The sequence below is a fragment of the Microbacterium tenebrionis genome (assembly GCF_020682665.1).
Lineage (GTDB): Bacteria > Actinomycetota > Actinomycetes > Actinomycetales > Microbacteriaceae > Microbacterium > Microbacterium tenebrionis.
On the sequence record NZ_JAGTTM010000004.1, the window covers coordinates 1 to 11,768 of the forward strand.

At 66.8% G+C, this 11,768-nt stretch carries 11 protein-coding genes and 1 tRNA gene; 6 read left to right on the top strand and 6 right to left on the bottom strand.

Annotated features, from left to right (window positions below; translation table 11 throughout):
* Nucleotides 1–687: RNA polymerase sigma factor (locus KEC56_RS10850; RefSeq protein WP_227530965.1), on the top strand; the 687-nt coding region annotated here is incomplete at its 5' end.
* A complete protein-coding gene (locus KEC56_RS10855; RefSeq protein ID WP_227530966.1) occupies nucleotides 653–1,633 on the top strand; it encodes a CU044_5270 family protein in 981 nt (326 codons plus the stop codon). The genes KEC56_RS10850 and KEC56_RS10855, both read left to right, overlap by 35 nt.
* Nucleotides 1,634–1,785: 152 nt before the next feature.
* On the opposite strand, the gene KEC56_RS10860 is transcribed toward KEC56_RS10855, so the two are convergent.
* Entirely contained in the window at nucleotides 1,786–2,985 is a 1,200-nt protein-coding gene (locus KEC56_RS10860) for an IS110 family RNA-guided transposase (protein WP_227531090.1), read from the bottom strand.
* Nucleotides 2,986–3,389: 404 nt separating this feature from the next.
* Here KEC56_RS10860 and KEC56_RS10865 point away from each other — a divergent pair, with 404 nt between their 5' ends.
* Entirely contained in the window at nucleotides 3,390–4,520 is a 1,131-nt protein-coding gene (locus tag KEC56_RS10865) for a tyrosine-type recombinase/integrase (protein ID WP_227530967.1), read from the top strand.
* A gap of 220 nt (nucleotides 4,521–4,740) precedes the next feature.
* Here KEC56_RS10865 and KEC56_RS10870 read toward each other — a convergent pair.
* Nucleotides 4,741–4,812, bottom strand: a tRNA-Arg gene (locus tag KEC56_RS10870).
* 87 nt (nucleotides 4,813–4,899) lie between these two features.
* Here KEC56_RS10870 and KEC56_RS10875 point away from each other — a divergent pair.
* Nucleotides 4,900–5,280 carry a hypothetical protein gene (locus tag KEC56_RS10875; RefSeq protein ID WP_227530968.1) on the top strand — a complete coding sequence of 127 codons (381 nt, stop codon included), beginning with the start codon at nucleotides 4,900–4,902 and terminating at the stop codon, nucleotides 5,278–5,280.
* A 15-nt stretch (nucleotides 5,281–5,295) separates the two neighbouring features.
* Here the strand turns inward: KEC56_RS10875 and KEC56_RS10880 are convergent, their stop codons facing one another.
* From KEC56_RS10880 to KEC56_RS10890, 3 genes are all read right to left on the bottom strand, one after another.
* Nucleotides 5,296–7,470 (bottom strand): MMPL family transporter, encoded by a 2,175-nt coding sequence (locus KEC56_RS10880; protein WP_227530969.1) that lies wholly within the window; start codon nucleotides 7,468–7,470, stop codon nucleotides 5,296–5,298.
* 123 nt (nucleotides 7,471–7,593) lie between these two features.
* On the bottom strand, nucleotides 7,594–7,935 hold the full coding sequence (locus KEC56_RS10885; RefSeq protein WP_175985453.1) for a histone-like nucleoid-structuring protein Lsr2: 342 nt from the start codon (nucleotides 7,933–7,935) through the stop codon (nucleotides 7,594–7,596).
* Between the two features lie 73 nt (nucleotides 7,936–8,008).
* The gene (locus KEC56_RS10890) at nucleotides 8,009–8,824 is read right to left on the bottom strand and encodes a LuxR C-terminal-related transcriptional regulator (RefSeq protein WP_227530970.1); all 816 of its coding nucleotides are present in this window, start codon (nucleotides 8,822–8,824) and stop codon (nucleotides 8,009–8,011) included.
* Between the two features lie 160 nt (nucleotides 8,825–8,984).
* Between KEC56_RS10890 and KEC56_RS10895 the strand changes: the two genes are divergently transcribed.
* Nucleotides 8,985–9,332, top strand: coding sequence for a DUF485 domain-containing protein (locus KEC56_RS10895; protein WP_175985454.1), 348 nt, complete (start codon nucleotides 8,985–8,987; stop codon nucleotides 9,330–9,332).
* Nucleotides 9,329–10,963, top strand: a complete 1,635-nt coding sequence (locus KEC56_RS10900; RefSeq protein WP_227530971.1) for a monocarboxylic acid transporter — start codon at nucleotides 9,329–9,331, stop codon at nucleotides 10,961–10,963. The genes KEC56_RS10895 and KEC56_RS10900 overlap by 4 nt, the downstream gene beginning before the upstream one ends.
* 83 nt (nucleotides 10,964–11,046) lie before the next feature.
* Here KEC56_RS10900 and KEC56_RS10905 read toward each other — a convergent pair whose 3' ends face one another.
* On the bottom strand, nucleotides 11,047–11,559 hold the full coding sequence (locus tag KEC56_RS10905) for a methylated-DNA--[protein]-cysteine S-methyltransferase (RefSeq protein WP_227530972.1): 513 nt from the start codon (nucleotides 11,557–11,559) through the stop codon (nucleotides 11,047–11,049).
* Nucleotides 11,560–11,768: the final 209 nt, after the last annotated feature.

The window sequence follows — 11,768 nt, forward strand, 5'->3', positions numbered from 1 at the left end:
CCTCACTCTCGTTGCCGACAACGGAAACGAGGTGAATACCGACACCGTCCTCGAGCTCAGCGCCTAACCGACACCAACAACAGAAGGATCACCGACCGCTACACCACTTCCTGGGGCTTGACCTCGGCGCGAGAGCCGGCTGTGTTCGCGATGCTGTTCGATCGCCACGCGAGGTCTGTGTACCGGTATGTAGCGCAGCGGCTGGGTGACCACGTCGCGGATGACGTGATGTCGGAAACCTTTTTGGTTGCGTTTGAGCGGCGGTCGGCCTACGACGTTTCCGTCAGCGATGCTCGGCCATGGCTACTGGGTATTGCGACTCGGTTGATGCGCAAGCACGATCGAGTCGAAGCGGTGGCATGGAAGGGCTTGTCTGCGGACATGGCGGCGCAGATCGTGCCGGACTTCATCGAGCAGGCGGGGTCCCGCATCGATGCTGAACGTCTGAGTCGGCGCCTAGGCAAGGCGTTGCGCCGGCTTTCAGACGGGGATCGCGACACGCTGCTGCTCTATGCATGGGGCGATCTCGACTATGCGTCGATCGCCGCGGCGATGCAGGTTCCGGTGGGAACGGTGCGCTCACGACTCAACCGCGCGCGGCGCCAGTTACGCCGCGCCGCGGGCATCACAACCCTCGAACAGGAGACGGATCATGGACGAGTTGACACTGCTCCGCAGCACTCGTGACGACAGCCGCGAACCAACCCCGAAGGCGCTGGCCGCAGGGCGGGCAGCGCTGCTGAACCACGTGGCGCAGGAGGCGGGGAACGTCACTACGGCGCGCCCTGCCGCGAGGAAGCGACGGTTGCTCCCGGCGCTGTCGTGGGCAACGGCAGGAGTTGCAGCGGTGCTGACCGGCGCTCTTGTCGTGGGGAACGTGACTCTGGACGCGACGAGCGCCTACGCGAGTGAAGTTCTGCGAACTGCCGCGACACAAACCATCCAGTACGCCGACCTCGTTCCGGGGTCCGGGGAGTATCTCCGTGCACGCACCCATGCGCGCTGGCAGGCATGCGAGATGGTGGGCGACGGCTCGCAACAGGACAAGTGCGAACCGAACGACCAGATCCTCGACGTATATATGCCTGCTGACCCTGCGGCTGAGTGGGTGCTCTACCGCGACTGGGGCAACATGCAGGGTGTGCTGACGGGTGAGTCAATCGAGACAACGCGGGCGGTTGGCGGGTATTTTTACGATCCGGTGTACTCGTGGGTGAACGTGGACTACGCCGAGATCCCGACCGACGGCGCCGCCGCCTACGAGTGGATCGACGGCCAATACAACGGAGGATCTGCATCGCGCGACGAAGACAACTTCGTACGGATCGCGGACATCCTTCGCTCCGGCCTCGTGCCCGCGGCGCCCCGAGCAGCCCTGCTCGATGCCCTCTCGCGCATCCCTGGCGTGACCGCGACCGACGACGTCGCAAATCTCGATGGCGTGACCGGCGTCGCGATCGGCCGGAACGAACCGTTCCGGGCAGGTGAGCGGCAGGAGATCATCATCGACCCGAACACGGGTCTCGTGATCGGAGAGCGCGCTCTGGCAGGTGCGACTCTCTTCGGGTGGACGCTCAATCAGGAAGTGTCGCTGACCGCGATCGAGAGCACGATCGTGGACGCCGCACCATGATCCGCTCAGCGCAGGGAATCGATCCAGCTGCTATCGGGCTTCCGCTCACGTTCTCCATCCCCGTTCCGATTCCGCCTCCACCGAACGGCAAGTAGGGCCTCTGGGGCCACGGCGCTGAGATCGCCGTGGCCCGGATGTCGTTGGCGATCGAATCATGCCAGTGCTCGGTTCGGTGACGACTGGTAAAGCGTGCCGTCGCGGAGCATGGCGTAGAGGACGTCAGACCTGCGACGGGCGAGAGCGAGTAATGCCTGGTTGTGGCGCTTGCCCTGAGCTGTCTTGCGGTCGTAGTAGGCGCGGGACTCGGGATCGCGGAGTGCGGCGAATGCCGAGAGGAACATCGCGTTCTTGAGGACCTTGTTTCCGCGGCGGGACGAGTACTCGCCGCGGATCGACGACCCGGATCGGCGGGTGACGGGGGCGAGACCGGCGTAAGCGGCGAGGTGGCCGGCGGTGGGGAAGTGTTTGCCGGATACTTCGGTAAGGAGTCTGGCTGCGGTCCTGACGCCGACTCCGGGCATGCTCGTCAGGACGGGCTGAAGAGGGTGCGCATCGACCAGCTTCTCGACCTCCGCCGCGACGTCGTCACGTTGACGGCGAAGCGTTATGAGCTGTGCGGCAAGGCGCGGGACCACGAGTGCGGCCGCGTTCGTGCCAGTGACCACGACGGTCTGCTCGCCCAACGCAACGACGATCTCGTGCGCCCAATCTCGGCCCTTGCGGGGTGCGAGTTTCAGCATTCGCGTCGAGATCCGCTTCTCCCCGGCCGAGCGTAACTCGGCCGGGGACGGCCAGCGTTGCAGGAGATCGAGAATCGCGGGGTGATCTAACCGTGGCCCGACCGCGCGTTCCAGCGCAGGATGGATCTGAGTGAGCAGTCCTCGGACGCGGTTGCCGACCTGGGTGATCTGGGCGGCGAGGTCGTCGTCGAACCCGCAGAGCATCGTGAGCTCGGCCACCTGCTCGTCGGTGACCTGGATCGACCGCAGAGTGTGCGGCATCGTCCGCGCGGTCTCCGCGATGATCGCGGCATCTCGCGCGTCGGTCTTGGCCTCGCCGGGGTGCAGGTCGGCGATGCGTCGCATCGCAAGCCCTGGAAGGTAGCCGACCAAGGCGCCCGCGGCTTGCGCGACGGCGACAGGTAGCGCGCCGATCGTTGCTGGCTGGTCCACGATGAGCAGCACGACGCCGTGTTTCTGAAGGTCGGCGAGCACGGCTCGGAGTCGTCGCTCGTCGTTCGGGAGCGCCCGATCGTAGAGCTTCGTCCCGGTCCGGTCGAGAGCGACTGCGTGGTGCTCGCCTTTGCCAACATCGAGCCCGACGAACACGTCGACCTGGTCGTAGTTCTCAATCTGTGTGACCACTGCTCCTCCGTTCGATTGGGAACGACAGCTGCGACGGTGCGTCTCGGCATCCACGTTACGAACGACCTCGAGCGTGCTCGGGCCTGGCCCCTATCAGCGATCACCCACCGCCAACCAGGCTCGGTGACAACACCCCCCGGATCATCGAGGACAGGGGGGACCAATCATGCCGAGCCCGGCAGGCTGCCACCGCCCAGCCTGCTCGCCGGACGGCTACGAAGAAAGTAACGGGGGGGGCAAGGTCTACCTCACGGCTTCCCGCTCCGACAATCAGCCGCCCCAGCGATCGGGCACGGCGCAGTGCTCGTCGTCGAACGGCTGCTACGGTGCCGAGCGGGTGTCCGAGACTAGGCGGATACTGACCATCGGGCCGGCATCGATCGGAGGTCGAGATGGGCACCATCACGTCGTATGAAACGGTGAACGGTCGTCGGTACCGCGTTCGCTATCGCAAGCCGGATCGCTCCGAGGCTCAGAAGCGCGGCTTCACGACGATGCGGGACGCGGAGCTGTACCTGTCGCTAGTGACGATGTCGAAGTCGAAGGGCGAGTACGTCGATCCGTCCACGTCCCGCGTTCCAGTTCTCTTGGTCGCGGACAGTTGGTTGCGCTCCAAGCGGCCGCCGATGTCGAAGCCGTCGTACTACACGACGCACGAGCGGGCGTGGAAGAACCACGTTGCTCCGGTCTGGGCTGAGCGGGAGATCTGGTCGATCCGGCGCTCGGAAGTCCAGGACTGGGTGTCCGACCTTGCCACGCAGCGATCTCGCACCGTCGTGCTGCGCGCTCTCGGCGTCCTCGCCGGCATCCTGGATGTCGCGATCGACGATCGCTGTCTCGCGAGCAACCCGGCCCGTCATATCCGCAGCCTTCCTCGGAAGGGGCCGGGCAAGCGCCGCGTGTATCTCACGCACGACCAGGTGGCGACGCTGGCGGCGTGCTCGGCGCATCCGACGCTCGTTCTCACGCTGGCGTACACCGGTCTGCGCTGGGGAGAGGCGACGGGGTTGCGGGTGCGCAGCGTCAACCGGCTGCGCCGGCGTTTCGTGATCGAGGAGAACGCGGTGATGATCGCGTACGAGATCCATGTCGGCACGCCCAAGACGCACGAGAAGCGCTCGGTGCCGTACCCCGAGCGTCTGGCTGCGATGATCGAGCAGGCGTGCGCCGGCAAGGGGCCCGAGGGCCTGCTGTTCGGCGACGGGGTCAACCACATGCGCAACTCGGGCGCGCAGGGCTGGTTCGCGAACGCGGTCCGTCGGGCGCAGGAGATCGACCCGTCGATCCCGCGGGTCACACCACACGACCTTCGGCACACCGCGGCTTCGCTGGCGATCAGCTCGGGCGCCAATGTGAAGGCCGTGCAGCGGATGCTCGGGCACGCGTCGGCGGCGATGACCCTGGACACGTACGCCGATCTCTTCGACGACGATCTGGATGCGGTCGCATTGCGGCTCAACGCCGCGATGCCGCTGATCGCGCTGCCGACGGGACCGCAGAAACGCTACGCCCGACCGACGTGAGTGCCGAGAGCAGATTGCTCAGTTCTGCGACGGCCCACGCGACGGGCGTGATGCCCGTTTTCGGCGTCTGAAAACGCTCGATGAAGCCCCCTGTCGGGCCTCGTCTGCGACCCCTTTTCGGCCTCATAGGAGATTCAAATGCGGCCAAAATGCGGCCAAGAATAGCGTTTCTGTGGTCTGACCTCAGAAGAAATCCCTGGTCAGAGCGAAAAAGAGGCGGTGCCCCTGGAGGGACTCGAACCCCCAACCGTTTGCTTAGGACGCAACTGCTCTTCCATTGAGCTACAGAGGCTGGCCCGACAAGTCTAGCCAGTCGTCGACAGGGCTCGACAATCCGGGTGGTGCGTCCGCGGGTGAGTCGTGGCCCTACGATGAACGAATGACCCCGATCGACGCCCTCGCCGTCGTCGGCGAGGTGCTCTCGTGGGTCGGGCTGGGGATCGGCATCCCGCTCCTGGTCATCGCGGGGATGGTCGCGCTCGCCGAGGGACGATGGGAGCGGATCGACATCGCCGTGATCGAACGCGACGGCGTTCCGATCGCGCGCTGGTTCGCCGCCGGTGACTTCCACGAGCGCCCGCTGACGTCGCGCGAGCGGATCGCGGACGACTGGCATCAGGGTTTCGTGAGCTCGAGGGATCCGCGCAATGCTCGCCTGCATCCGCCCTCGGCGCGCCGGATGCTGTTCGCGCTGGGCGCCGTGTTCACCGGAATCGGCGTCATCGGGTTCGTCGTGTCGACGATCCCCGCGTTCGTCTGACCCGAAGCGACGCGGTCAGCGTTCGCCGCGGCTGAGGCGCGACGGCCACCAGATCGCTCGGCCGATGTCGTACGTCAGCGCAGGCACGAGCAGCGAGCGCACCACGAACGTGTCCAGCAGCACGCCGAACGCGACGATGAACGCCAGCTGCACGAGGAACAGGATCGGGATGACCGAGAGGGCCGCGAACGTCGCCGCGAGCACGAGCCCTGCCGAGGTGATCACACCTCCCGTGACGGTCAGCCCCCGCAGCACGCCCTCGCGCGTTCCGTGCTTGAGCGACTCCTCGCGCACGCGAGTCATGAGGAAGATGTTGTAGTCGATCCCCAGTGCCACGAGGAAGACGAAGCCGTACAGAGGGACGGCCGGGTCGGCGCCCGGGAAGTCGAAGATGCCGTTGAAGACCAGGGCGGACACGCCCATCGCCGTGCCGAAGGACAGCACGGTCGTCAGCACCAGCAGCACGGGCGCGAGCACGGAGCGCAGCAGCAGCATGAGGATGACGAGGATCACCCCCAGGATCAGCGGGATGATCAGGTTGCGGTCGTGGATCGACGCATCGTTCGTGTCGACCTGGGTCGCTGTGACTCCGCCGACGAGAGCGTCGGCGCCATCGAAGTCCTGACGCAGATCGCGTACCGTCTGGGCGGCAGCATCCGAGTCGGCCGCATCGGTCAGCGTGCCCTGCAGCAGCACATCCCCGTCAACGACCGTCGGCTCGGGCGCCGGCGTGCCCGGCGGGCCGAAGGCCGAGATGCCCTCGGACGTCACATCCGCCGTTCCGCTGGGCGAATCCGACGACGTGACCGTCACGCCGTCGATCCCGGGACTCGCGAGGAGCACGTCCGCCGCATCCTGCAGCGATTCCTCGGCGACCATCACGTAAACGGGACTGCCCGAACCGCCGGGGAAGTGCTCGCCGAGCGCCACCTGGCCGTCTCGGGCCTGCGAAGCGCCCAGCACGAGGTCGGACTGCGGCACCCCCGACGCGTTCAACTGCGTGACCCCGGCAGCCCCGGCGAGGAGCACGAGCGACGTGACGATCCAGATCAGGCGCGGGCGGCGCCGGATCACCCGGGCGAGTCGCGCCCAGGCCCCGGTGCCCGAGGCCCCGTGCTCGGTATCGACCCGATCAGGCTCGAATGCCGGACGCCGCGGCCAGAACGCGGCCCGACCGAACACGAACAGCAGGGCAGGCAGAAGCGTGAGCGCGGACAGCATCGCGAAGACGATCCCGATGGATGCGACAGGGCCGAGCGTGCTGTTCGATTTCAGATCGCTGAGCAGCAGGCACAGCAACCCTGCGATGACCGTTCCGCCGGACGCCGCGATCGGTTCGAGGGAACCCCGCCACGCGGCGGCGATCGCCGCGCCCTTGTCCTCGGTGTGTCGCAGCTCTTCCCGGAACCGCGCGACGAGCAGCAGCGAATAGTCCGTGGCGGCGCCGATCACGAGGATGAAAAGGATTCCCTGCGTCTGACCGCTCAGCAGTAGGATCTCCCACTTGGCCAGCCACCACACCACCAGCAGGGCGACGCACAGGGCGAACAGGCTCGTGGACAGCACGACCACCGGCAGCAGCAGCGACCGGTAGACCAGGACGAGGATCAGGAGGACGGCGGCGAGTGCGACGCCCAGGAGCAGCCCGTCGATCCCGGCGAAGCCGGCGACGAGGTCGGCGGAGAAACCGGCGGGACCCGTGACATAGACGCTGACACCTGCTGGCGCGGCGTCCGCAAGCACCCCGGCGAGGGCTTCGACCGTGTCGCCCAGGTCGGCGTCGGCGGAGACGGGGATGAAAGCCTGCACAGCCATGCCGTCATCCGAGCGGATGCCGGGGGAGACCTCGTCGGCGATGCCCTCGAGGTCGGGCGCATCCGCGATCGCGTCGTCGATCGCGGCGAGCTGGTCGTCGTCGAGAGCATCGTCGCTGACGAACACGACCACGGCGGGCACGGCGTCGGAGTCGGTGAACTCTCCGAGGCGCTGCTGCACCTGCGTGGCGTCGGCCGAGGACGGCAGGTAGCTCGTCTGATCGTTCGATGAGACCTCGTCGACCTTGCCGAACAGCGGGCCGCCCATGCCGGCAGCGACCAACCAGCCGACGATCAGGAGGGCGGGAAGGAGCACGCGCACCCAGGAGCGTCGCCGCACACGCGTGCGGGCGGTGGATCGGGTGTCCTGTGACATGGCTCGCCCTCGTTTCGTTAGCCTGGCGAGAGATAAGCCTATCTCTGATCCGGTGGGCGTCGCGGACACGACAAGAGGTCGCCCCCTGCGGTGAGCCAGCGGCGACCTCTGAGGACGTGCCGGTCAGTGGGCGGCGCGGTACGCGTCGATGACGGCGGCCGGAATGCGTCCGCGCTCGGAGACCTTGTGGCCGTTGTCGTTCGCCCACTCGCGGATCGCCGCCGTCTCGGGCGATCCGGTCGACCGCTTCCTCGTCGACCCGGTACGAGTGGAGGATGCCGATGCGCGGCGTGCGCCGGCGATGTACGGTTCGAGCGCCTCGCGGAAAGCGTCGGCATTCTCTGTCGTCAGGTCGATCTCATAAGCGGTGCTGTTGAGCGAGAAATGCACGGTCTCGCCTTCTCCGACTCCGAGAACGGTTCCGTCGATATCGTCTACGAGCTGGTGCACAATGCGTCGGGCCATTCCGCCAGCATACGCACTGGAAATGGCGCAGACAATGTCGGTTGCGGTATTGCGGAATACGGAACGATCGGAATCAGGGGAGAATTCCGGCACGCCGCGCTCTCGCAACCGCGGCGTGGCGCGTCGAGGCATCCAACTTCGACATCGCCGTTCCCAGATACGCCTTCACCGTGCCTTCGCGAAGCCCCAACCGGGCCGCGACCTCCGCATTCGTCGACCCGAGAGCGGCGCACGCGAGCACGTCCTTCTCACGGGGGGAGAGACGCACGGTCGGGATCGGCGCGGTGATCGGCGCCGCAGCCGTGGCGTCGTCGCTCGCGAGGGCGAGGAGACGGTTCTCCAGACGCGCCAGCCGTTCGCGAAGCTGCGCGTCGTCGACATCGGCGGAGATGCTGCGCAGCTCGGCGAAGCTCTCACGAAGCTCCTCCCGATCCGCGGGCGTGAACGTCGACGCAGCGGCAGGCAGCGCCCGCACACGTCGATCGACCTCGTCGCGGATGCGCAACTCGGCCGCCATCTGGTTCGCGACGGTCATCGCCGGTGCCGTCGTGACGCCCCCGACCAGGGTGTCCCGCCATGCACCCGCGTACAGCACTCCCCGGGCGCGGCCGTCGACCACGATCGGGATCGCCAGCAGTGTGCGCAGGCCTTCGCCGAGGATGTAGCCGTCATAGTCGTGGGTGAACTGCTGGGATGCCCCGTAGTCACTGGTCATCCGCGGGCGCAGCTCGAGCATCGCGCGCCCGCCGAGCCCGAGCTGGGGGCGCACGCGGAGTCCTTCGATGCTGTGAGTGCGAGTGCCCACGATGCTGCTCACGGTCACCCCGCCGTCTTCGAACAGCCCGCCGAAGGCTACGGGGAACCGGGTGCGCTGAGCCAGCTCGCGCACGGCCTGTGCGACGAGATCAGCGTCCGGATCAAGCGCGATCGTGGGCTCCTCGGGGTACCGACTTTCGGGGGTGACAGCCTCGTCGCCCCTGTCGTAGCGTCGACCCTACCACTCGCGGGCCCACTGCCGCGCGACGATCCGCATGAGGCAAGGAGGCCGCATGACCGACCGTATCCCGGAGGAATCGGCGGGGGGAATCGACTACATCGCCGTCGAAGAATCCCCTCGCTTCCAAACGCTGAAGAGAACGCAGCGCTCGTTCATCTTTCCGCTCGCCGCGCTGTTCCTGATCTGGTATTTCGTGTACGTCCTGCTCGGCGCTTACGCGACGGAATTCATGGGCCAGCGGGTATGGGGACATATCACCATCGGGCTGCTGCTCGGATTGGGTCAATTCGTGACGACATTCGCCATCACGATGGCCTACGTCGCCTTCGCGAATCGAAAGCTCGACCCCAAAGCGCAGGAGATCCGTGAAGAACTCGAGAATGCGCAGGCCCGAGCATGAACGTGGTCCATCTCGCAGCCGCACCCGCCGGTGAGAACAATCCTGTTCTGAACATCTCGATCTTCGCCGCGTTCGTCGCGGTGACGCTCTTCATCGTCATCCGCGCCAGCCGCAACAACAAGACCGCTGCGGATTACTACGCGGCGGGGCGATCGTTCACCGGCCCGCAGAACGGGTTCGCGATCGCCGGCGACTATCTTTCGGCCGCATCGTTCCTCGGCATCTGCGGTGCCATCGCCGTAAACGGCTACGACGGCTTCCTGTACTCGATCGGATTCCTCGTCGCCTGGCTGGTTGCCCTGCTGCTGGTCGCCGAGCTGATGAGGAACACCGGCAAGTTCACGATGGCCGATGTGCTCTCGTTCCGCCTCAAGCAGCGTCCGGTCCGGATGGCGGCAGCCATCACCACGCTGGCCGTGTGCTTCTTCTATCTGCTCGCGCAGATGGCCGGCGCCGGCGGCCTCGTCTCGCTCCTCATGGGCATCGACGGCCGTGTCGGACAGTCCGTGGTCATCGCGGTCGTCGGCGTCCTCATGATCGTCTACGTCCTGATCGGCGGGATGAAGGGCACGACCTGGGTGCAGATCGTGAAGGCCTTCCTGCTCATCGGCGGCGCGCTCGTCATGACGATCTGGGTGCTCGCGATCAACGGCTTCAACCTCAACACCCTCCTCGAATCGGCGGTCGAGGCCTCTCCGCAGGGCGACGCGATCCTCGCGCCGGGGCTGCAGTACGGCGCCAACCCGCTCGACTTCGTCTCGCTGGGCCTGGCCCTCGTCCTCGGCACCGCCGGACTGCCGCACGTGCTGATGCGCTTCTACACGGTGCCGACGGCCAAGGAGGCCCGGCGCTCGGTGGTGTGGGCGATCTGGCTCATCGGCGGGTTCTACCTGCTCACCCTGGTGCTCGGCTACGGAGCAGGCGCTCTCGTCGGGCCCGAGGTGATCCAGGCGGCCCCCGGCGGTGTGAACTCCGCGGCACCGCTGCTCGCGCAGTACCTCGGCGGTCCGCTGCTGCTCGGCTTCATCTCGGCTGTTGCGTTCGCGACGATCCTCGCGGTCGTCGCCGGTCTCACGATCACGGCTGCGGCGTCGTTCGCGCACGACATCTACGCGAACGTGATCCAGAAGGGCCGGAAGAAGGCCGACGGCACGCCCGTCGACGCCGACCCGAACGCCGAGGTGAAGGTGGCCCGGCGCACCGTGGTCGTCATTGGCATCCTCGCGATCGTCGGCGGCATCGGGGCGCAGGGGCAGAACATCGCCTTCCTCGTCGCCCTGGCCTTCGCGGTCGCGGCATCCGCCAATCTGCCGACGATCCTGTACTCGCTGTTCTGGCGCCGCTTCAACACCCGCGGAGCCGTGTGGGCCATGTACGGCGGACTCGGCTCGGCGATCATCCTCATCGTGCTCTCACCGGTGTTCTCGGGATCCGAGACCTCGATGATCCCGACGATCGACATCGCCGTCTGGCCGCTGAACAACCCGGGCATCGTCTCGATCCCGCTGGGGTTCATCCTCGGCTGGCTGGGCACGGTCACCAGCCGAGTGCCCGAATCCAGAGAGCTGGCAGCGGAGATGGAGGTGCGCTCGCTCACCGGCTTCGGCGCCGAGAAGGCGGTCGAGCACTGACCCATCGCTCTCACTGAACCGTCGCCTCCAAGGCGACGATGACGGGAACCCCCGGCGGCCCACACGCCGGGGGTTCCCGTCGTCTATCCGCGCTCCAGATCGATCAGGTAGCGCTTGCGCTCGGGGTGAGCGCCGTACTGACCGGCTGATCCGTCCGAACGCACCACCCGGTGCACCGGCACGATGATCGAGAACGGCGTGATCCGGCATGCCGTGCCGACGGCTCGCGCGGCGCCGGGGCTGCCGGCGAGCACGGCGACCTCGCCGTAGCTCATGGTCTGCCCCCACGGGATCGTGAGGATCGTCTGCAGCGCCGTGCGATGGAAACCGTCTGCGAGGCGCCAGTCGAATCGGAGGTGCTCGTCGAAGGCGACCGGAGCGCCGGCGAAGTAGTCGTCGAGCAGATGGGCGAGTTCATCAGCGGCACCCGGGTCGGGGACGGGCACGGCGCGGAGCCTGTTGGAGATGCCCTCGAGCAGCCAGGGCACCGACGGGTCGGCGGATTCGGAGAGGTCGAAGCCGACGACGCCCTCGTCGGAGAAGACGACCAGCGCATCGCCGAACGGAGTGGGGGCGAAGTCGTAGCGGAAAGTCATGGGCCCATTCTGAAGCGTTCCCCACTCCCGCGAAGGCGCTGATCCGTGAGTGGGGGAGAAACACCGAAACACCCTCCGATGTGGAAGAAAAGTGGATCAATCCGGTGAAACCCGCTCAGGATACAGGGTGCGCAGGGCGCCGGAGCCTAGTCTGTCCTATGTGTGGCGACGTGAAGACAAGGCCGCGGATGCCGCAGCAGCGGAAGCGG

Bases quoted from the DNA above. Each gene is read 5' to 3' on its own strand.
- KEC56_RS10855 (WP_227530966.1), top strand. From the start codon at position 653: ATGGACGAGTTGACACTGCTCCGCAGCACTCGTGACGACAGCCGCGAA.
- KEC56_RS10865 (WP_227530967.1), top strand. From the start codon at position 3,390: ATGGGCACCATCACGTCGTATGAAACGGTGAACGGTCGTCGGTACCGC.
- KEC56_RS10875 (WP_227530968.1), top strand. From the start codon at position 4,900: ATGACCCCGATCGACGCCCTCGCCGTCGTCGGCGAGGTGCTCTCGTGG.
- KEC56_RS10880 (WP_227530969.1), bottom strand. From the start codon at position 7,470: ATGTCACAGGACACCCGATCCACCGCCCGCACGCGTGTGCGGCGACGC.
- KEC56_RS10885 (WP_175985453.1), bottom strand. From the start codon at position 7,935: ATGGCCCGACGCATTGTGCACCAGCTCGTAGACGATATCGACGGAACC.
- KEC56_RS10895 (WP_175985454.1), top strand. From the start codon at position 8,985: ATGACCGACCGTATCCCGGAGGAATCGGCGGGGGGAATCGACTACATC.
- KEC56_RS10900 (WP_227530971.1), top strand. From the start codon at position 9,329: ATGAACGTGGTCCATCTCGCAGCCGCACCCGCCGGTGAGAACAATCCT.
- KEC56_RS10905 (WP_227530972.1), bottom strand. From the start codon at position 11,559: ATGACTTTCCGCTACGACTTCGCCCCCACTCCGTTCGGCGATGCGCTG.